The organism is Pseudomonas sp. NPDC012596 (assembly GCF_042902325.1).
GTDB lineage: Bacteria > Pseudomonadota > Gammaproteobacteria > Pseudomonadales > Pseudomonadaceae > Aquipseudomonas.
This window is the reverse complement of sequence record NZ_JBIBEB010000005.1, coordinates 128918-148874: the sequence shown is the minus strand read 5'-3', so window position 1 is coordinate 148874 and position 19957 is coordinate 128918. Positions and strand designations below refer to the sequence as shown.

Sequence of the window (19957 nt, the reverse complement as noted above, 5' to 3'; positions counted from 1 at the left end):
CTATCACCGAAGGAGTGGATGCGATGACGGCGAAGAAGATTCTCATGCTGGTGGGCGACTACGTCGAGGACTACGAGGCGATGGTGCCGTTCCAGGCCTTGACCATGGTTGGCCATACGGTACACGCGGTGTGCCCGGAGAAAATCGCCGGGCAGACCGTGCGCACGGCGATCCATGATTTCGAGGGCGAGCAGACCTACAGTGAGAAGCCTGGGCACAACTTTGCGTTGAACCATGACTTCGTCCAGGTCCGGCCCGAAAGTTACGACGCGTTGCTCATCCCGGGTGGGCGGGCGCCGGAATACCTGCGCCTGGATGAGCGGGTGCTGGCGCTGGTCAGGGCCTTCGACCAGGCGGGTAAGCCGATTGCGGCGGTGTGCCATGGGGCGCAACTGCTGGCGGCGGCGGGGGTGCTGGAAGGGCGCGAATGCAGTGCATACCCGGCGTGCGCACCGGAGGTGCGGCTGGCCGGCGGGACGTTCATCGACATCGCGGTGGACCAGGCGCATGTCGATGGCAACCTGGTGACGGCGCCAGCCTGGCCGGCGCATCCTGCCTGGTTGGCGGCTTTCCTGAAGGTGCTTGGGACGCGTATCGCCTGATCTACTCGGCCCGTGGTGTCACTCCACCTGCTCGACCCAGTCATTGAGGTTGTAGTAATTGGTCACCCGGGCAATCTTCCCGCAGTGGAAGTAGAAGAACGCCCCCGCCGGCAGCACATAGGTCTGCCCATTGGCGGCCGGCAAGCCTTCGTCATCGGCCACATATTCGCCATGTACGGTGAACTCCGCCGCTGCCCGGCTGCCATCGGCGTTCTGCATCACCACGATGTCGGCCAGGCGCTCGCGGTAGCAGCGGTTCATCTTGCCCATGAATGCGGCGAACTTCGCCTTGCCCATCTGCCGCTCGCCTTGGTTGATGTCATGGATCACGTCCTCGCTGAGCAAGGCCAGAAAGCTTGCCATGTCACCGGCGTTGAAGGCGGCGTAGTAAGCATTTACCAGTTCGGTAGCGGTCATGGAACAATACCTGTCGTGTAGGGAAAAGGCGCAGCGTTGGTTCGGATGATAGGGTTTCCCCTCAAGCCCGGCTTAGCCGAGCGCGTCATCCACATCGACAAAACGACCGCCAAGCATGCAAATACGCCTGTTGCACGGCGCCGCTATCGCGCCTTACATCGATGACCTCGCTCGCCTGCGGCTAACCGTGTTCCGCGAGTTTCCCTACCTGTACGACGGTACGCCCGAATATGAAGCCGACTACCTGGCCGCCTATGCTCGCTCAGGCCGCAGCCTGGTAGTGCTGGCGCTGGATGACGACAAGGTGGTGGGCGCTTCGACCGGCCTGCCGCTGGTGGACGTTGCGCCGCAGTTCCAGCAGCCGTTCCTGGCGCAGGGGCGTGACCCGGCCAGCGTGTACTACTTCGGCGAATCGCTGGTGTTGCCCGAATACCGTGGCCAAGGCCTGGGTGTGCGCTTTTTCATCGAACGCGAGTCGTATGCGCACAAGCTGGCCGAATTCGATTATTGCGCGTTCTGCGCCGTCGAGCGCCCGGGTGTGCACCCGTTGCGGCCAGCCAATTACAAACCGCTGCACGGTTTTTGGCGCAACCGCGGCTTCCTGCACGACCCGTCGTTGCGTACCAGCTATGCCTGGCGCGACCTTGGCGAGCCGCATAGCAGCGACAAGATCATGTCGTTCTGGCTCAAGGAGCTGCCGATATGATCCGCCTGGCGGCCTGCCAGTACGCCATCGAGCTGCATGAAACATGGGATGCTTACGCCGACCACCTGCAGCGCCTGTGCGCCGAGGCGGTCGAGGCGGGCGCCCAGTTGTTGCTGCTGCCGGAATATGCAGGCCTGGTGCTCAGCGGCCAGTTGCCCGCCGAGCAACGTAGTGACCTCAAGGCTTCCATTGCCGGTATTCAGCCGCTGATCGAACCGTGGCGGGCGTTGTGCGAAAGCATGGCTCGGCGCTGGAACGTATACCTGCAACCGGGCAGCCTGCCGGTGCTTGACCCCGATGGGCGGTACCGCAACCGTGCCTGGCTGTTCGGCCCGGACGGTGAGCTAGGGCATCAGGACAAGCTGATGATGACCCGCTTCGAGCGTGAGCAGTGGGACATTGCGGCCGGCCATGGGCTGACGGTGTTCGATACCCAGTTGGGCCGGCTGGGCATTCTGATCTGCTACGACAATGAATTCCCGATGCTGGCGCGAGGCCTGGCTGAAGCGGGCGCCGACCTGATTCTGGCGCCCAGCTGCACCGATACCGAGGCCGGCTACCACCGGGTGCGCATTGGCGCCCAGGCGCGGGCGCTGGAGAATCAGATTGCGGTTTTGCAGAGCCCGACCGTTGGCGTGGCAGCCTGGTCGCAGGCGCTGGATGAGAACATCGGGCGGGCGGGGCTGTTCGTGCCGCCGGATCACGGCATGCCGGCAAATGGGGTAATTGCCGAGAGCGAGCAACTGAGCCCGGCGAGCAGCCAATGGCTGGTGTGTGATATTGACCTGGCGCAGGTGCGGCGTGTGCGGGAGGAGGGGCAGGTGTTCACGCGGCGCGATTGGCCTGAGCAGTTCGAACGGGTTCTCTGAAACGGCGGCGGCCCCTTCTCGGGTAAACCGCTCCTACAGGTACAGCGCACACTTTGGATCAGCGCTGTACCTGTGGGAGCGGGTTTACCCGCGAAAGGGCCGCCGCTATTGCAACTGCCTTACTTCACTTCAACAGCCAGGCTCTCGGCAATCTTGTTCTGCCACAGCGCAGGGCCGGTGATGTGTACCGACTCACCGTTGCTGTCCACCGCGACGGTGACCGGCATGTCCTTCACATCGAACTCGTAGATCGCTTCCATGCCCAGCTCGGCGAACGCCAGGACCTTGGACTTGCGGATCGCCTGGGCTACCAGGTAGGCGGCGCCGCCGACAGCCATCAGGTAGACGGCCTTGTTGTCCTTGATCGCTTCGATGGCGGTCGGGCCACGCTCGGACTTGCCGATCATGCCCAGCAGGCCAGTCTGCTCGAGGATCTGACGGGTGAACTTGTCCATGCGGGTGGCGGTGGTCGGGCCGGCTGGGCCAACCACTTCGTCACCGACCGGGTCGACCGGGCCAACGTAATAGATGAAGCGGCCTTTGAGGTCGACCGGCAGCTCCTCGCCACGGTTGAGCATCTCGACCATGCGCTTGTGCGCGGCGTCGCGGCCAGTGAGCATCTTGCCGTTGAGCAGGATGGTCTCGCCCGGCTTCCAGCTGGCGACTTCTTCCGGGGTGATGTCGTCGAGGTTGACGCGACGGGCGCTTGGGCCCGCTTCCCAGACGATTTCCGGGTAGGCGTCCAGCGACGGTGCTTCCAGCTCGGCAGGGCCCGAACCGTCGAGCACGAAGTGCGCATGGCGGGTGGCGGCGCAGTTCGGGATCATGCATACCGGCAGGGACGCGGCGTGGGTCGGGTAGTCCATGATCTTGACGTCGAGCACGGTGGTCAGGCCGCCCAGGCCCTGGGCGCCGATGCCCAGCTGGTTGACCTTCTCGAACAGCTCCAGGCGGATTTCTTCGATACGGTTCTGCGGGCCACGGGCCTTGAGCTCGTGGATGTCGATGGACTCCATCAACACTTCCTTGGCCATCACTGCGGCTTTCTCGGCGGTACCGCCGATGCCGATGCCGAGCATGCCAGGCGGGCACCAGCCAGCGCCCATGGTCGGAACGGTTTTCAGCACCCAGTCGACGATCGAGTCGGACGGGTTGAGCATGGCCATCTTCGACTTGTTCTCGGAACCGCCGCCCTTGGCTGCGACATCGACTTCGACCTTGTCGCCAGGGACGATCGAGTAGTGGATAACGGCCGGGGTGTTGTCCTTGGTGTTCTTGCGGGCACCGGCCGGGTCGGCCAGGATCGACGCACGCAGGACGTTTTCAGGCAGGTTATAGGCGCGACGCACACCTTCGTTGATCATGTCGTCGACGCTCAGGGTGGCGCCGTCCCAGCGTACGTCCATACCAACACGTACGAACACGGTAACGATGCCGGTGTCCTGGCAGATCGGGCGGTGGCCGGTGGCGCACATGCGCGAGTTGATCAGGATCTGGGCGATGGAGTCGCGCGCGGCAGGCGACTCTTCACGCAGGTAGGCCTCGTGCATCGCCTGGATGAAATCGACGGGGTGGTAGTACGAGATGAATTGCAGGGCGTCGGCGACGCTCTGAATCAGGTCGTCTTGCTTGATCACGGTCATGCAGCGCGCTCCTCTTAAAGACGGGAACATTCGTAAAGGCTTTTCGACACTGCACACCCGTGTGTCGAAACGCCTGGCAAGGCGTCGGCAGGTCAGGCCGACGTAAAAAGGCGCGGCAGTATAGCGCGCCTGCGGCGGCGAAACACCTGCGTGTGGTCTGGACCTTGGTCTGCAGGCGGCGGGCATCCTTTTTGCTGCGGGTGCCCGCTTGCCTTAGAGTGGCCCTGTAGACCCGGAGAAATGTGACCATGCCTGAACTCTGTGTGGGCGAGCGCCGTTGGACGGTGCCCACCGGCAGCAACCTGCTCGATGCCCTGAACGAGGCCGGCTTGAACGTGCCCTACAGCTGCCGTGCCGGCAGTTGCCATGCCTGCCTGGTGCATTGCCTGGACGGGCAGCCGGCAGATGCCTTGCCCGAGGCCCTGGCGCTGGAAAAACACGCCCAGGGTTGGCGCCTGGCCTGCCAGTGCCGGGTGGTGGGCGACTTGCGCGTGGCGGTGTTCGACCCGCTGCAGGACGGCATTCCTGCGCAGGTCTGTGCGCTGGACTGGTTCGGCGAGGTATTGCGCCTGCGCCTGCGGCCAGAGCGAACACTGCGCTACCAGGCTGGCCAGCATGTGGTGTTGTGGAACGGTTCGGTAGCACGGCCCTATTCGCTGGCGAGCCTACCGGGGGAAGATGAATTTCTGGAATTTCATATCGACTGCCGACGACCGGGGGCCTTTTGCGACAAGGCGCGGGGGTTGCAGGTGGGCGACGTGCTGCGCCTGGGCGAACTCAGGGGTGGGGCGTTGCACTACGATCCGGACTGGCAGGAGCGGCCGCTCTGGCTGTTGGCAGCGGGGACCGGGCTTGCGCCGTTGTGGGGCATCTTGCGCGAGGCGCTGCGCCAGGGGCATTGCGGCGAGATCAGGGTGATGCATGTGGCGCGTGAGCACGCCGGGCATTATCTGGCTGAGCCGTTGAAGAATATCGAAGGGGTGAGTATCGACCTGGTGCAGGCGGATCAGCTGGATGAAGCGTTGGCGGCGTTGCGGCCGTCTTCGCGGCAGACAGTCGCGCTGGTGTGCGGGGCGGCGGGGAGTGTGGAGCGGTTCGCGCGGCGGCTGTTTATTGCTGGGGTGCCGAGGGGGCAGGTGTTTGCCGATGTATTTGTCGAGCATGCCTGAAGGCGGTGTGCTGTGTGGGCCGGCCTCATCGCCGGCAAGCCGGCTCCCACAGGATCAGCCTCAGGCCAGAGGCTGGCGCAGTAGCTGTGGGAGCTGGCTTGCCGGCGATGGGCCGCAAAGCGGCCCTGGGGAGGCAGATCAGCCAACCAGCGGATCACCGACATGCAGGATTTTCATGCCGTTGGTGCCACCGATGGTGTGGTAGCTGTCGCCCTTGGTCAGGATGACCCAGTCGCCTTGCTCCACCAGCCCACGCTTGAGCAGCTCGTCGACCGCCGCCTGGCTCACCTTGTCGGCCGGCAGCGATGCCGGGTCGAAGGCGATCGGGTAGACGCCGCGGAACATCGCGGTACGTGCCTGGGTGGCGCGGTGCGGGGTCAGTGCGTAGATCGGCACGTGCGAACGCAGGCGCGACATGATCAGCGGGGTGTAGCCACTTTCGGTGAGGGCGATGATCGCCTTGACGCCGGGGAAGTGGTTGGCGGTGTACATGGCCGCCAGGGCGATGCTTTCGTCGCAGCGCTCGAAGGTGGTGTGCAGGCGGTGGCTGGACTTCTGGTTGGTCGGGTGCTTTTCGGCACCTTGGCAAATACGCGCCATGGCCTGTACGGCTTCGATCGGGTAGGAACCGGCGGCACTTTCGGCCGACAGCATCACCGCATCGGTGTTGTCGAGCACGGCGTTGGCCACGTCGGACACTTCGGCGCGGGTCGGCATGGGGTTCTGGATCATCGACTCCATCATCTGGGTCGCCACGATCACCGCCTTGTTGTTGCGGCGGGCGTGCTGGATGATCTTCTTCTGGATGCCGATCAGCTCGGCGTCGCCGATTTCCACGCCCAGGTCGCCACGGGCAACCATGACTGCGTCGGAGGCGGCGATCAGGCCGTCGAGGGTCTCGTCGTCGGCAACGGCTTCGGCGCGCTCGATCTTGGCCACCAGCCAGGCGCTGCCGCCGGACTCGTCACGCAGCTTGCGGGCGTATTCCATGTCCTTGGCGTCACGCGGGAACGACACGGCCAGGTAGTCCAGGTCCATTTCCGCGGCCAGCTTGATGTCGGCCTTGTCTTTTTCGGTCAGGGCCGGAGCGGTCAGGCCGCCACCTTTGCGGTTGATGCCTTTGTGGTCCGACAGGGGGCCACCGACGATCACCACGCAGTGCAGGGCATCAGCGGTGGCGGTCTCGACGCGCATGACCACGCGGCCATCGTCGAGCAGCAGTTCGTCACCGACGCCGCAGTCCTTGACCAGGTCCGGGTAGTCGATACCGACGATGTCCTGGTTGCCTTCGGTCAGCGGGTGAGCGGTGGAGAAGGTGAACGTGTCACCGACTTTCAGTTCGATGCGCTTGTTGCTGAATTTGGCGATGCGGATCTTCGGACCCTGCAGGTCGCCCAGCAGTGCGACGTGGCGACCATTCTTGGCAGCGATCTCACGGATCAGGCGGGCGCGCGCCTTGTGCTCGTCCGGGGTGCCGTGGGAGAAGTTCAGGCGTGCCACGTCCAGGCCGGCGAGGATCAGTTGTTCGATCACTTCCGGCGAGTTGCTGGCGGGGCCAAGGGTGGCGACGATTTTGGTACGGCGGATGGTCATGCACAGACTCCTATAGTGAAGCGCAGCGAAAGGCTACTCCTGAATCGCGCTGTAGTCATTGTTCCGTTGCACTACCTGCAAGCAGTGCAGGGTGGCATTTGAACGGGCGGGGTATCCTTGCAAAAGCCTGTGAAGATTTGGCGGAAAAGGCCGATACACTGGCATCAAAGGAGATCCCCCATGCGAGCCCTGATCGTTTTAGCCTTGGCGGCCAGCGCCGTCGGCTGTACCCGTTGGTCCATGGACCACCATTTGAACAACGCCTACCGCGCCTACGACCGTGGCGACTGCCAGCAGGTCATGCTGGAGCTGTCGCAGGTCGACCGCACCAGCCGGGCGCGGCCGTTCATCCATCCGGAAGTGTCGCTGCTGCGGGGCCAGTGCCTGGAGCGCCAGCAGCTGTTCGTCGACGCTGCGCAAACCTACGAATACCTGATCCAGCAATACCCGCGCAATGAATACGCCTACCGCGCCAAGGCGCGGCTGCAGACACTGCAGCAGCTGGGCCACTACCGCGGTGGCGAGGCGGCGGTGGCCAGCCCGGTGAAGGCCTCTCCTTGGCGTTAATACCAAGGTATCGTTTATTTCACGGGATTTGCCGCCCACGCTGCGCTAACCTGTAACTTAGCTGTTACAACAACCGCCAGTACCTCGCATTCCTGGCACCGGGTACGGACTGCACTGTGACCATGTTCAACCAGCGTCATATCGAACGCCATCAGCTGCCTTGTGTTCTCAAGGTCTTCAACCGTTTTACCGATCAGCCGATCGGGCAGTTGGGCAATGCCTCTGAAGATGGACTGATGTTGATCAGCCAGCTACCTGTGCTGGTCGGGCCCGATTTCGAGCTGCAATTGCGTCTGCCGCTGACCGGTGGCGGTTTTCAGTTCATCAACTTGACCGCCAGTTGCCTGTGGTGCCGCGAGGATCAGACCCCAGGGCACTACGACTCGGGGTTCATGCTGCTGCAAGCCCCGCGCGAATACGACGAATTCGTCCGCTCGCTGCGTGACTATTTCAGTTTCCACCCGGCTAACGCTTCCGTCTGAGGGCAGGTCCGCTAGAATCGGGGCGACCTTGAATCAGGACGCTCCCGTGACCTCCAGCATCTTCTGGCACGACTACGAAACCACTGGCATCAACCCACGCTGCGATCGGCCGCTGCAGGTCGCAGGCCTGCGCACCGACTTCGACCTCAACGAGATCGACGAGCCGATCAGCCTTTATTGCCGCCCATCCGACGATATCCTGCCGCACCCGGCAGCCTGCCTGGTAACCGGCATCACGCCCCAGCAATTGGCCACCCAAGGGCTGTGCGAAGCCGAATTCATGACGCGGGTACATGAGCAACTGGCGCGCCCTGGTACCTGCGGGGCGGGTTACAACACCCTGCGTTTTGACGACGAAGTTACCCGTTACAGCTTGTACCGCAACTTCTTCGACCCCTACGCCCGTGAGTGGCAGGGCGGCAACAGCCGCTGGGACCTGATCGATGTGGTACGCACGGCGTATGCGCTGCGCCCGGAAGGCATCGAATGGCCACAACAGGATGGGCGTACCAGCCTGCGCCTGGAGCTGTTGAGCAAAGCCAATGGCATTGACCATGGGCATGCACACGAGGCACTTTCCGACGTGCGGGCCACCATCGCATTGGCGCGCCTGATACGAGAGAAACAACCGAAGTTGTTCGAGTGGTTGTTCCAGTTGCGCAGCAAGCACAAAGTGATGGAGCACATCCGTTTGTTGCAGCCGATGGTGCATATATCGGGGCGCTTCTCGGCGGCGCGCAATTATCTTGGCGTGGTCTTGCCGTTGGCTTGGCACCCGCGTAATCGCAATGCCCTGATTGTGTGTGACCTCCATCAGGAAACCCTACCGTTGATAAGGGATAGTGCCGAGCTACTTCGTGAACGCTTGTACACGCGTCATGAGGAATTATCTGAAGGGCAATTGCCGGTGCCGTTGAAGTTGCTGCAGATCAATCGCTGCCCGGTGGTGGCGCCGCTTTCGGTTTTACGCCCGGCGGATCAGCAACGCCTCGGCATCGATTTGCCACTCCTGCAATCACGCGGTGAGGCGTTGGCCAATCAACAACAAGAATGGCAACACAAGCTGGAGCACATCTACGGCAAGGATGACTTCACCCCGAGTGAAGATCCGGAACAACAGTTGTATGACGGTTTTCTGGGGGACCGTGACCGGCGCTTGTGCGAGCAAGTGCGCACGCTAGACCCTGCACAGTTGGGGCAGGGGCATTGGATGTTCGATGACCCGCGCATGCCCGAGTTATTGTTCCGTTACCGGGCACGTAACTTCCCCGAGACCTTGAACAGCGAAGAGCGTCAGCGCTGGTATGGCTTCTGCCAGCAACGCCTGAGTGACCCGCTGTGGGGCGCACCGAACACGCTGGGGGACTTCGAACAGGCCCGGCAGAGCGCCTGGGCCACCGCCGACGAGGCGGGGCGGCGGGTACTTGATGCCTGGCAGGCGCATGCGCGGCATTTGGCTGAGCAGTTTGCAATCGGCGCTTGAGCGTTGATGCATACGCAAACAAGAACGCCGGCATTGAGCCGGCGTTCTTGTTACAAGCAGTTGCGCAGGGCTGCGGACAATCAGTCCAGCAGAGTCGCCCAGCTTTCAACCACATCACCACCCCACTTGGCTTTCCATTCTTTCAGGGTCTTGTGGTTGCCGCCTTTGGTTTCGATTACTTCACCGTTGTGCGGGTTCTTGTATTGCTTGACCTTGCGCGCACGCTTGGTGGCGGTGGCCTTGACTGCGCCACGTGGCGCTTTGCTCAGTTTCGACTCTGGGTCGAGCAGGGCAATGACATCGCGCAGCGACTTGGAGTATTCGCCCATCAGCGTGCGCAGTTTGCCTTCGAACTCCAGTTCTTTTTTCAGCTTGTCATCCTGCGACAGGTTGGCCAGGCGGGCCTGAAGTTCCTTGATGGCTTCTTCGGTGGCGCGGTACTCGTTGATCAGAGACATGGAGTGTTCCTTGATGCATGTTCAGAGAATGTGTGGGGCAATAATAGACAGGCGAAAGTCTCAAGTAAACATATTAATCAATTGATCAAGTGTTAATACGGCTGTGACAAAATATCTCAAGGTTAAGAAAAATTTACATAAGCCCTGCAGTTCGTCATGTTTTTCATCTGTTGCTAGCGACAGGCTGCCGCAGCCCCTTGGCCAAGGGCGGCGCTACCGGTGGGCGCGATGATTACTGCGTTTTTTCGAGCGGGCCGCTAGAATGAGCGCCTTTGCGAAGTTCTGGAGTCTTATTCATGCGCACCTATCGCCTGGTGATCGCCTGCCCCGACCGTGTTGGTATCGTGGCGAAAGTCAGTAATTTCCTGGCTTTGTACAATGGCTGGATCAACGAAGCCAGCCACCACTCCGATGAGCAGAGTGGTTGGTTCTTCATGCGCCATGAAATTCGTGCCGAATCGCTGCCGTTCGGTATCGAGGCCTTCCGCGAAGCATTCGCGCCGATTGCCGAAGAGTTCTCCATGATCTGGCGAGTGACGGATTCTGCGCAGAAAAAACGTGTTGTGCTGATGGCCAGCCGCGAATCCCACTGCCTGGCAGACTTGCTGCACCGTTGGCACACGGCCGAGCTGGATTGCGAGATTCCTTGCGTGATTTCCAACCACAACGACCTGCGCAGCATGGTGGAGTGGCACGGCATTCCGTTCTTCCACGTACCGGTCGACCCGAAAGACAAGGCACCGGCGTTCGCCGAAGTGTCGCGTCTTGTTCAAGAGCACGCGGCTGACGTTGTGGTGCTGGCGCGCTACATGCAGATCCTGCCGCCGCAGTTGTGCCAGGATTACGCCGAGAAAGTGATCAACATCCACCACAGCTTCCTGCCGTCGTTCGTCGGCGCCAAGCCGTACCATCAGGCCGCCCTGCGGGGTGTGAAGCTGATCGGTGCGACTTGCCACTATGTGACCGAAGAGCTGGACGCCGGCCCGATCATCGAGCAGGACGTGGTGCGTGTTAACCATGCCGACAGCATCGAGGACATGGTGCGCTTTGGCCGTGATGTCGAGAAGATGGTACTGGCCCGTGGCCTGCGTTACCACCTGGAAGACCGCGTGCTGGTGCGTGGTAACAAGACGGTGGTATTCGACTGATACACCAAGGGGGCTGCCACGCAGCCCCCAATACCGATGGGGAGCAATGATGGCAACTTCCCGCATCAAACCCGCCGTTTCACTGCCGCCGACCCTCGGCGAAGGCTGCCTCGCGCGTTACGACCCCGAAGCCCTGAGTGAAGAAGACGGCACTGACTTTCCCGATGCCGCCGAACTCTGGCGCCAGCTCAACTCGCCTGACGCCGCCAGCGCTCCAGTAGCGGACGCGCCAGCAGGCAGACAAACACCGGCCCGCCCGCCAGCAGATAAAAATAGTAAGTAACCGCGCGCCAGATCAGGATCGCTGCGGCAGCTGTCGAGCTACCCACCAGTGGCGTCAGCAGGCTTGCCGACGTCAGCTCGGCTGCCCCGGCGCCGCCTGGCAGCAAGCTGAACTGCCCAGCGCTGAGCGAGAGCATCTGCACCAGAAAGCTCGGGATCCACGAAAGCTCCACGCCCAGGCCTTGCAGCACCAGGTACAGCACGCTGTAGCGCAGGCTCCAGTGCACACAGGTGAGTGTAAACACCAGCGCCAGGGTGCGTTTGGGCAGTTGCCAGGTCTGCGCCAAGGCATCGATGAAATGCAGCACCTTGCGTGCCCAGCGTCGTTTACGCCGTGGCGCCGTGCCCAAGCGTTGCAAGAGTCGGCCGTTGAAGCGCATGACTGCCCGCCGATAGCGCAGCAGCGCCACGATCGCCGCCAATGCCGAGCACAGCAGCAGGGCACTGCCCAGCAACATGCTCTCCTGGCTGCGGCCCAGGCTGTGGAACAAGGCGTAACCAGCAATCGCCAGCATCGCGCAGAAGAAGAACAGCAGGTCATTGAGCTGGTCCATGGCGAACACCGCACCGCTGCGCGCCGGGCCAATACGGTCGCGGGCCAGCAATGCCATGAGCGTCAGTGGGCCACCGCTGCCCCCCGGGGTGGTGCAGATGGCGAATTCAGTGGCCATCACCACGCCGAGGCTGCGCATGTGCCCCAACCTGGCCCCATGCTGGCCCAGCAGCAGGCGCAACCGGATAGCGTTGATGACCCAGCACAGCAGGATCATGCCTAGCAACGTCAGCATAAGGCCGGGGTCGAACGCCTTGAGCCTGGGTAGCAGCTCATTGCCGCCCAGCACTGCAGGTACCAACACGGCAAACAGCACCGCCACGGCCAGCCAGCCCAGGCGGTTCATGCGCTCACCTGGCGCTCCAGCCAGGCCGATTTGGTCAGCGGCTCACGGCCTTGCAACAGCAGTTTGTCGAGGGTGCGCAACCAGTAGTTGCGTGAAGAGCGGTGGCGCATGTCTACCGGGTGCAGCCCCAGGCGCAGGGTTTGCGCCGCCCCCCAGCGCTTGCACTGCCAGTCGCAGACTACCCTGGACAAGCTTCGGCGCCAGGCGCTGCGTGCGCTCCATACCAGGCCCGGGGCATCGAAGGCGGTAAAGTCTGGCAAACGGTACAAATGCTGGGGGGTGCTGGTGTAGCGCAGCGGCAGTTGGCGCAAGGTCTGGCGCGTGCCCTGGCTCATCAGCCAGGCGGGGGCGACGAAGCCTGCGACGGGCCAGCCTTGCTGGTCGAACAATGCAAGCCCTGCCTCCAGGCGCTGCATCGCCTGCGCTTGGTCAAGGGCATAGAACTCCCCTTCATGGGTATAGATGCGGCGCATGAAATAGTCGCCGAGGTTACGCGGCGATGGCCCGTCGTCAGCGTGGTAAAAGCCATGCAGCGCCAGCTCATCGCCGCGCGCCAGGCGCCGCTCCAGCAGGCGGCAGAAGGCCGGGGAGTGCGCCAGGGGGTTACGGTGATGGAAGTCCGGCACTACCAGCCAGGTCATGGGCACGTCGCCCATTTCGTCCACGGCCTCGATGAAAGGCTGATAGTCCGGCCAGGTTTCGGGGGCGACGTCGTGCAGCACCAGCATCAGGCTGGCCCGTGTGGCGTTGGCCTCAGCCATGGGCGCGCACCAGCGGCTGGTGGCCCAGCACTGCCTGATAGTGCTGCAGCAAACCGTTGACCACGTTATCCCACGAGTAATGCTGCTCGACATGGTTACGCGCCTGCGCCCCAAGCGTGCGTACGCCCGCCTCGAACGCTTCGCGCACCGCAGCCGCCATGGCCAGGCCATCGTTGGCGCGGCAAAGGCGCCCGCACTGCTCGTTGACGATCTCGCCGAACGCCCCGGCGCGCACGGCCACCACGGGCGTGGCGCTGGCCATCGCTTCAAGGATGACCAGGCCGAAGGTTTCCTGGTCGCCGGCATGCACCAGCAGGTCGGCGCTGGCCACCAGCCTGGCGACCTCGTGAAGGGGGCAGAAGTGATTGATCACGCTGACGTTGTCAGGGACGTTGGCGGGCATGTTCGAGCCAACCAGCAACAAGTGATAGGGGCGGCCCAGGCGCTGCATGCAGTCGAGCAGCACCGGCAGGTTCTTTTCCCGCGAACCGCGGCCAGCGAAGATCAGCAAGCGGCTGGTATCGGGGATGCCCAGTTCGGCGCGTAGCTGCGGGTCGCGCTGGTTCGGGTTGAAGGTTGCGAGGTCAACGCCCAGGCGCTGCACATGCACATCGCGCACGCCCAGGCGGCGCAGCTTGTCGGCCATCACCTGGCTGGGGGCCAGCACCCGGTCGAAATTGCCGTACAGCTTGCTGACGTAGGCTTCGACGTTGGGCGTGAACCAGTTGCCCATGCGGTTGCTGACCAGCAACGGCAGGTCGGAGTGGTAGAAGCCGATCACTGGTACATCGAGCTGACGCCGCGCCTCCAGGGCTGCCCAGGCGGTCAGGTAAGGGTCGCCAACCTCGATCAGGTCTGGCTTGAGGCCGCGCAGCACATTGCACCAGGGCGCCAGGCGCACCGGGAAGCGGTAGCCTTTGCCAAAGGGCAGGGGAGGTGCGGGGACATGGTGGACACCATCGGCGTGGTGCGCGCTGGCACCGGGAATCAAGAGGCTATGGCGCACCCCTTGAATAGCGCCGAGGCGGTGATGTTTGGCATCAAGATAAGTCCGTACGCCGCCGCTGGCCGGGGCGTAGAACATGGTGATGTCAGCGATGTGCACGATCAGCATCCCTCCGGGATCGTCTTCGGGTCTGTCACCCGGCTGTAAAGAGCCGGCGATGACACGCCTAAAGGTTGACCTCTCTGAAGGATAGTTTGTTCGGTTGGGTTAGCGGCAAGCAGCTTTGCTGCTTGCCGCCTGAGGTCAGATGCGGAAGCTGCCCACCAGGTGCTTCAGGCGGGTGGCCTGCTGCTCCAGGTCCGCACACGCCCGCAGGGTTGCCTGCAGGTTTTCGACGCCTTCCTGGTTGAGCATGTTGATCTCGTTGATGTCCATGTTGATCGAGTCGACCACGGCGGTCTGCTCTTCGGTTGCGGTGGCTACCGACTGGTTCATGCCGTCGATCTCGCCAATGCGCACGGTGACGCTGTCGAGGCGTTCGCCTGCCTGGTTGGCGATGGCGACGCTGTCCTGGCTGTGGCGCTGGCTCTGGCCCATGGTGTCGACCGACTCGCGCGCACCGACCTGCAGTTCTTCGATCATGCTCTGCACCTGTTGCGCCGACTCCTGGGTGCGGTGCGCCAGGTTGCGCACTTCGTCCGCCACCACGGCGAAACCACGGCCGGCCTCACCGGCTCGGGCTGCTTCGATTGCGGCGTTGAGCGCCAGCAAATTGGTCTGCTGGGAAATACTGGTGATCACCTCGAGGATCTGGCCGATGTTCACCGTCTTGCTGTTGAGCGTTTCGATGTGCGCGCTGGAGGTGACGATCAGGTCCGACAGGCGATTCATTGCCGCGATGTTGCGCTCCACCACCTGCTGCCCTTCTTCGGCCAGCAGGCGTGCCGAGCTGGCATGCTGCGAGGCCTGCGCGGCATTGCCGGCGATCTCCTGGGCGGCGGCGCCCAACTCGTTGATGGCGGCGGCGACGCTGTTGGTGCGGTTGGACTGCTCGTCAGAGTTGGTCATCGACGAGTTGGAGGCACTGATCACCTGCAAGGCCACTTCATTGACGCGTTCGGTGGCCGAAGACACTTCACGGATCGAACTGTGGATGCGCTCGACGAAACGGTTGAACGCAGTGCCCAGAATGCCGAACTCGTCGTGGTTGTGAATTTTCAGGCGTTTGGTCAAGTCGCCTTCGCCTTCGGCGATGTCTTCCATGGCGCGGGTCATGGTCAGCAGCGGTTGCATGAGCACGCGGATCAGCAGGCCGAGCAGGCCAATGATGATCACCACCGCCACCACCGTGGCGATCACCGCAGAGGTGCGGAAAGTGCTGAGCATGGAGAAGGCTTTGTCTTTATCCACCGACAGGCCGATGTACCAGTTGGCCGACGGCAGGCCTTTGATCGGGGCGAAGGTCAGCAGCCGGGTTTGCCCATCGGCCTGGACTTCGGTCAGCTGGCTGGACAGTTTCGGCGTGTGCTGCGGGAACAGGTCTGACAGCGACTTCATGGCCAGTGCCTGGTCCGGGTGCACCAGGACCTTGCCCTGGTCGTTGACCAGGAAGGCGTAGCCCATGCCGCCGAAATTCAGCGAGTTGATGATCTGTACCAGGCCATCCAGGGCCAGGTCGCCACCGACCACGCCAACGCTGCTGGACACCTTGCTGAGGATGCCGATGACCATCTTGTTGGTGGTCATGTCGATGTACGGTTCGGTGAGGATGGCGCCCTGGGCGTTCATGCCGTCCTTGTACCAGGGGCGGGTGCGCGGGTCGTAGCCTTCGGGCATGGGCGAGTAGGGGCGCACGCTGAAGCCGCCGTCGACCTTGCCCAGGTACACGGTCAGAAAGCTCGAGGTCAGGGCATTCTGGCCCATTAGCGTTTCGGCGTTGGCAGGTTGCTGTGCGATGTTTTGCGCCAGATTTTCTACCAGCTTGATACGGCCTTCGAACAGGTTGCGAATGTTGGTTGAAGTGGACGCGCCCATTTCAGCCAGATAATTCTCCAGATCTTCGCGGATGGCATTACGCTGGAGATAATCGTTGTAAAGGGTGAACAGGCTGAAGGCGAGTATCACAATCAGTGATGCGGCCAAGAGAATCTTGTGGCTGAAACGAAGGCTTTTATTCATGGCGTAATCGGTTCCGCTAAGGTTTTTATCGGGCGTTCGCACGAGTACCGCTATAAAACAGTGCAACATCCCGAAAGTCCTTTCAGGGGTGTTCTGTCTTCTAAGGCGAATATCATCCAGACGTATCGGCCGACGGGTGGTCAAGCTTGAGCAGGGGATTAAAAAGATGCCGGAATCTTCGACCATAGTTGTAGGCGCTGGCCCGGATGGCCAGCCTGTCAAACAAGCCATGCGCCTGGCCAACCGCCACGGGCTGGTCGCCGGTGCTACTGGCACAGGCAAGACCGTGACCTTGCAGCACTTGGCGGAGGTGTTCAGCGACGCGGGCGTGGCGGTATTCGCCGCCGATGTCAAAGGCGACCTGTGCGGTGTCGGTGCTGCGGGTGCGCCGCAGGGCAAGGTGGCCGAGCGGATCGCCGGTATGCCATGGCTGGGGTACAAGCCGCAGGCATACCCCTTGAGCCTGTGGGACATCGCCGGGCGATCCGGCCACCCGCTGCGCACCACGCTCAGCGAGATGGGGCCGCTGTTGCTCGGTAACCTGCTGGAGCTGACCGACAGCCAGCAGGCGGCACTTTATGCCGCGTTCAAGGTGGCTGATCGAGAAGGCCTGTTGCTGCTCGACATCAAGGACCTGAAGGCGCTGCTCGCCCACTTGAAAGACAATCCGCAGCTGTTGGGCGAAGACAGCGCGCTGATGACCACGGCCTCGACCCAGGCCTTGTTGCGCCGCCTGGCAACGCTGGAGCAGCAGGGCGCCGAGGCGCTGTTCGGCGAGCCGGCGTTGCAGCTGGAAGACCTGCTGCGGCTGGACGGCGATGGCCGGGGGCGAATCCACCTGCTTGATGCCAGCCGGCTGGTGCATGAAGCGCCGAAGGTCTACGCCACGTTCCTGTTGTGGCTGCTGGCCGAATTGTTCGAGCAGCTGCCGGAGCGGGGGGATGCCGACAAACCGGTACTGGCATTGTTCTTCGATGAGGCGCATCTGCTGTTCAACGGCACCCCCAAGGCCCTGCAGGATCGCCTGGAGCAAGTGGTTCGGCTGATTCGCTCCAAGGGTGTGGGGGTGTTCTTTGTCACCCAGTCGCCGAGCGATCTGCCGGACAGCGTGCTGGCCCAATTGGGTTTGCGTATTCAGCATGGCTTGCGCGCGTTCACCGCCAAGGAGCAGAAGGCACTGAGGGCCGTGGCTGACGGTTTCCGCCCGAACCCGGCGTTCGATACATTGGCAGTGTTGACCGAGCTTGGGATTGGTGAGGCGCTGGTCGGTACGCTCGAAGAAAAGGGCACGCCGGCGATGGTCCAGCGGGTATTGATAGCGCCGCCACAATCGCGGATCGGGCCGTTGAGTGCGGGCGAGCGCAGTGCCTTGATTGCCGGGTCTGCATTGGCGGGGCGCTACGACAAGCCGATCGACCGTGAGTCGGCCTATGAAATGCTGGCCGAGCGCAAAGGTGAACCGGTAGAGCCCGTACCAGTGCCGAAGGCGGATGAAGAGAGCCTGGCCGACAAGGCCGGGGATTTTCTGCAGAGTGCGGCAGGGCAGGCGATCAAATCGGCTGTGCGCCAGGCGGCCAATCAGTTTGGGCGGCAGTTGGTGCGCGGGTTGATGGGGTCGTTGCTCGGAGGCAAGAAGCGCTAGCGTGCCTGTAGGAGCGGGCTTGCCCGCGAAAGGGCCAGTATCCACACATGAAAAAGGCGCCTTCTTGAGGCGCCTTTTTCTTTACGGCAGATTTATTCAGCCAATCGCTTTCGACGCCAGCCAGAACAGGCCAGCCGCGAGGCCCATCGATGCCGGCAGGGTCAGCACCCAGGCCAGCAGGATGGTTTTGACCGTGCCGCCCTGCAGGCCGCTCTTGTTGGCAACCATGGTGCCGGCCACACCGGACGACAGCACGTGTGTGGTCGAAACCGGCAAGGCGAAGACATTGGCCAGGCCGATGGCGCAGGCCGCAGTAATCTGCGCCGACATGCCCTGGGCATAGGTCATGCCCTGTTTGCCGATCTTCTCGCCCACGGTCAGTACCACGCGCTTCCAGCCGACCATGGTACCCAGGCCCAAGGCCAGGGCTACCGCAACGATTACCCAGAACGGGGCGTACTCGGTGGTGGCAGTGAGGTCCTTGCGCAGCTTGTCGAGGTCGGCTTTTTCACGCGCGTCCAGGCCTGGCAGCTTGCCGACCTTCTTCGCGGTGTCATCCAGGCACAACAGGTAGCGACGCACTTCCACGCGTTTTTCGGCATCCAGTGCGCGGTAATCGGTCACACCCTGCAGCGAGGACTGCAGTGCGGCGATGGTTGGCTCGGTCTGCTGAGGGTTGCAGCTGAACTGCTCTGGCAGGTCGCTGGCCTGGGCCTTGCCGAGCGCCAGGAACTCGCCCAGGGTCGGGGCGTTGCGCTCGTAGAACTGGCTCAGGTGCAGGGTCGCGTCGCGGGTGCGTTCGATCTGGTAGGTGGTGCTGTTCAGGTCAAGCACGAACTTGGCCGGGACGATGCCGATCAGCACCAGCATGATCAGGCCGATGCCTTTCTGGCCATCGTTGGAGCCGTGCACGAAGCTCACGCCCATCGCCGAAATGACCAGCACCAGGCGGTTCCAGAAAGGCGGGTGCTTCTTGTCGTCGAGCTTGCGACGCTGCTCTGGCGTCTTGTGCATCTTCGACAGCGGCCGCCACCATTTCAGGCCGATCAATACCAGCGCTGCAACAGCGAAGCCAGCCATGGGCGAGACCACCAGCGACATGGCGATGTCGATCGCCTTCTGCCAGTTGACGCCATCACCCAGCGGGATGTCGTTGATCATGGCATTGGCCAGGCCCACGCCGAGGATCGAGCCGATCAGGGTGTGCGAGCTGGAGGCCGGGATGCCGAAGTACCAGGTGCCCAGGTTCCAGGTGATGGCCGCAGCCAGCAACGAGAAGACCATGGCCAGGCCATGTCCGGTATTCACATTGATGAGCAGTTCGACCGGCAGCAGGTGAACGATGGCATAGGCCACCCCGACACCCCCGAGCAGAACGCCAAGGAAGTTGAACACCCCGGAGAAAAACACGGCCAGGTGTGGCGGCATGGCTTTGGTATAGATGACGGTGGCTACCGCGTTGGCGGTGTCATGAAAGCCATTGATGAACTCGAATGCGAGCACGAAGGTCAAGGCGAGCAGCAGGCTCACCAATACCCATGCATCCAGTCCGCTGAATAAATCGATCATGAAGGTTGTCTGGCGGTCATTTGGGGGGCGGGATTATGCCAGAAAACAATGGCAATCGATGCACCCGCAGCTGACCGATGGCAGCTTTGTGAACTGCACCCAAACGCTATCGCAGACGTAAAAACACTGGGAAGGTTCCGTTAAAAGCCACAAAAAAAGCCCAAATCCGCCAAATGTCTGAAAAACGGTCAGCTTGCCTGGTGTTCAAACGGTCGTATGAAATTTGTGTAATTCCATTTCATCCTCGGCCTTTCGGTCAGGATTTTCCGCGTCGAGGGTGCGCTGCCCGCGACGCGAGTGACCACTGGGGCGGCTGCTCAGGGTTCGTCGCTGCGCAGCTCCTTTTCCATCTTTTCCAGTTCTTGGTTGAAGGCCTGGTCCTGGACCGTGGCCCTTTTTCGCCAAGGCTTGCGCTCCGGCTCCGGTTGAGCGGCGTAGGTGGTGACTTCACCGCCGTAAACTTCCTTGTAACGTTCAGCCTGGCGCTCGAGTTCCGCGCGCAGTTCATCTTTCGTCACAGTAGTACCTGAATGTAAAAGTGCT

General features: G+C 62.3%; 19 protein-coding genes and 2 pseudogenes. 10 read left to right on the top strand and 11 right to left on the bottom strand.

Annotated features, from left to right (window positions below):
* The first annotated feature begins 23 nt into the window (after positions 1-23).
* On the top strand, positions 24-602 hold the full coding sequence (locus ACFY68_RS08535; RefSeq protein WP_346614549.1) for a DJ-1/PfpI family protein: 579 nt from the start codon (positions 24-26) through the stop codon (positions 600-602).
* Positions 603-620: 18 nt separating this feature from the next.
* On the opposite strand, the gene ACFY68_RS08530 is transcribed toward ACFY68_RS08535, so the two are convergent.
* A complete protein-coding gene (locus ACFY68_RS08530; protein WP_387525591.1) occupies positions 621-1019 on the bottom strand; it encodes a nuclear transport factor 2 family protein in 399 nt (132 codons plus the stop codon).
* A 115-nt stretch (positions 1020-1134) separates the two neighbouring features.
* Here ACFY68_RS08530 and ACFY68_RS08525 point away from each other — a divergent pair, with 115 nt between their 5' ends.
* Positions 1135-1725 (top strand): GNAT family N-acetyltransferase, encoded by a 591-nt coding sequence (locus ACFY68_RS08525; RefSeq protein ID WP_387525588.1) that lies wholly within the window; start codon positions 1135-1137, stop codon positions 1723-1725.
* A complete protein-coding gene (locus tag ACFY68_RS08520; RefSeq protein WP_387525586.1) occupies positions 1722-2594 on the top strand; it encodes a carbon-nitrogen hydrolase family protein in 873 nt (290 codons plus the stop codon). Before ACFY68_RS08525 ends, ACFY68_RS08520 begins: the two co-directional genes overlap by 4 nt.
* A 119-nt stretch (positions 2595-2713) precedes the next feature.
* Here ACFY68_RS08520 and ACFY68_RS08515 read toward each other — a convergent pair whose 3' ends face one another.
* On the bottom strand, positions 2714-4237 hold the full coding sequence (locus ACFY68_RS08515; RefSeq protein WP_346614545.1) for a fumarate hydratase: 1524 nt from the start codon (positions 4235-4237) through the stop codon (positions 2714-2716).
* A 248-nt stretch (positions 4238-4485) separates the two neighbouring features.
* On the opposite strand from ACFY68_RS08515, the gene ACFY68_RS08510 reads away from it, so the two are divergent.
* Complete coding sequence (locus ACFY68_RS08510; protein WP_387525583.1) at positions 4486-5406, top strand: iron-sulfur-binding ferredoxin reductase; 921 nt, start codon at positions 4486-4488, stop codon at positions 5404-5406.
* Positions 5407-5544: 138 nt separating this feature from the next.
* Here the strand turns inward: ACFY68_RS08510 and pyk are convergent, their stop codons facing one another.
* Positions 5545-6999, bottom strand: a complete 1455-nt coding sequence (gene pyk, locus ACFY68_RS08505; protein WP_346614543.1) for a pyruvate kinase — start codon at positions 6997-6999, stop codon at positions 5545-5547.
* A gap of 180 nt (positions 7000-7179) precedes the next feature.
* Here pyk and ACFY68_RS08500 point away from each other — a divergent pair, with 180 nt between their 5' ends.
* The 3 genes from ACFY68_RS08500 to sbcB all read left to right on the top strand — a co-directional run bounded on the left by ACFY68_RS08500 (position 7180) and on the right by sbcB (position 9531).
* A complete protein-coding gene (locus ACFY68_RS08500) occupies positions 7180-7566 on the top strand; it encodes a tetratricopeptide repeat protein (protein WP_346614542.1) in 387 nt (128 codons plus the stop codon).
* Positions 7567-7688: 122 nt separating this feature from the next.
* Complete coding sequence (locus ACFY68_RS08495) at positions 7689-8048, top strand: PilZ domain-containing protein (protein WP_387525872.1); 360 nt, start codon at positions 7689-7691, stop codon at positions 8046-8048.
* Between the two features lie 46 nt (positions 8049-8094).
* Positions 8095-9531 carry an exodeoxyribonuclease I gene (gene sbcB / locus ACFY68_RS08490; protein WP_387525580.1) on the top strand — a complete coding sequence of 479 codons (1437 nt, stop codon included), beginning with the start codon at positions 8095-8097 and terminating at the stop codon, positions 9529-9531.
* A gap of 80 nt (positions 9532-9611) precedes the next feature.
* Here the strand turns inward: sbcB and mvaT are convergent, their stop codons facing one another.
* Entirely contained in the window at positions 9612-9989 is a 378-nt protein-coding gene (gene mvaT, locus ACFY68_RS08485) for a histone-like nucleoid-structuring protein MvaT (protein WP_346614540.1), read from the bottom strand.
* 296 nt (positions 9990-10285) lie between these two features.
* Here mvaT and purU point away from each other — a divergent pair, with 296 nt between their 5' ends.
* Complete coding sequence (purU, locus tag ACFY68_RS08480; RefSeq protein ID WP_387525576.1) at positions 10286-11137, top strand: formyltetrahydrofolate deformylase; 852 nt, start codon at positions 10286-10288, stop codon at positions 11135-11137.
* A 49-nt stretch (positions 11138-11186) separates the two neighbouring features.
* Positions 11187-11420, top strand: coding sequence for a hypothetical protein (locus ACFY68_RS08475; RefSeq protein WP_387525573.1), 234 nt, complete (start codon positions 11187-11189; stop codon positions 11418-11420).
* On the opposite strand, the gene ACFY68_RS08470 is transcribed toward ACFY68_RS08475, so the two are convergent.
* From ACFY68_RS08470 to ACFY68_RS08450, 5 genes and pseudogenes are all read right to left on the bottom strand, one after another.
* Positions 11326-12318, bottom strand: coding sequence for a lysylphosphatidylglycerol synthase transmembrane domain-containing protein (locus tag ACFY68_RS08470; RefSeq protein WP_387525570.1), 993 nt, complete (start codon positions 12316-12318; stop codon positions 11326-11328). The two genes, ACFY68_RS08475 and ACFY68_RS08470, sit on opposite strands and share 95 nt — an antisense overlap.
* A complete protein-coding gene (locus ACFY68_RS08465) occupies positions 12315-13079 on the bottom strand; it encodes a DUF2334 domain-containing protein (protein ID WP_387525567.1) in 765 nt (254 codons plus the stop codon). Before ACFY68_RS08465 ends, ACFY68_RS08470 begins: the two co-directional genes overlap by 4 nt.
* Positions 13072-14193, bottom strand: coding sequence for a glycosyltransferase family 4 protein (locus ACFY68_RS08460; RefSeq protein ID WP_387525564.1), 1122 nt, complete (start codon positions 14191-14193; stop codon positions 13072-13074). The genes ACFY68_RS08465 and ACFY68_RS08460 overlap by 8 nt, the downstream gene beginning before the upstream one ends.
* Positions 14194-14328: 135 nt before the next feature.
* A pseudogene (locus ACFY68_RS08455) lies at positions 14329-14925 on the bottom strand (methyl-accepting chemotaxis protein); the annotation flags it as partial.
* Between the two features lie 261 nt (positions 14926-15186).
* Positions 15187-16059, bottom strand: a pseudogene (locus ACFY68_RS08450) (cache domain-containing protein); the annotation flags it as partial.
* Between the two features lie 310 nt (positions 16060-16369).
* Here ACFY68_RS08450 and ACFY68_RS08445 point away from each other — a divergent pair.
* Positions 16370-17845 (top strand): helicase HerA-like domain-containing protein, encoded by a 1476-nt coding sequence (locus tag ACFY68_RS08445; protein WP_387525561.1) that lies wholly within the window; start codon positions 16370-16372, stop codon positions 17843-17845.
* A 96-nt stretch (positions 17846-17941) separates the two neighbouring features.
* Here the strand turns inward: ACFY68_RS08445 and ACFY68_RS08440 are convergent, their stop codons facing one another.
* On the bottom strand, positions 17942-19414 hold the full coding sequence (locus ACFY68_RS08440; protein ID WP_346614532.1) for an inorganic phosphate transporter: 1473 nt from the start codon (positions 19412-19414) through the stop codon (positions 17942-17944).
* 317 nt (positions 19415-19731) lie between these two features.
* On the bottom strand, positions 19732-19932 hold the full coding sequence (locus ACFY68_RS08435; protein ID WP_346614531.1) for a hypothetical protein: 201 nt from the start codon (positions 19930-19932) through the stop codon (positions 19732-19734).
* Positions 19933-19957 lie beyond the last annotated feature (25 nt).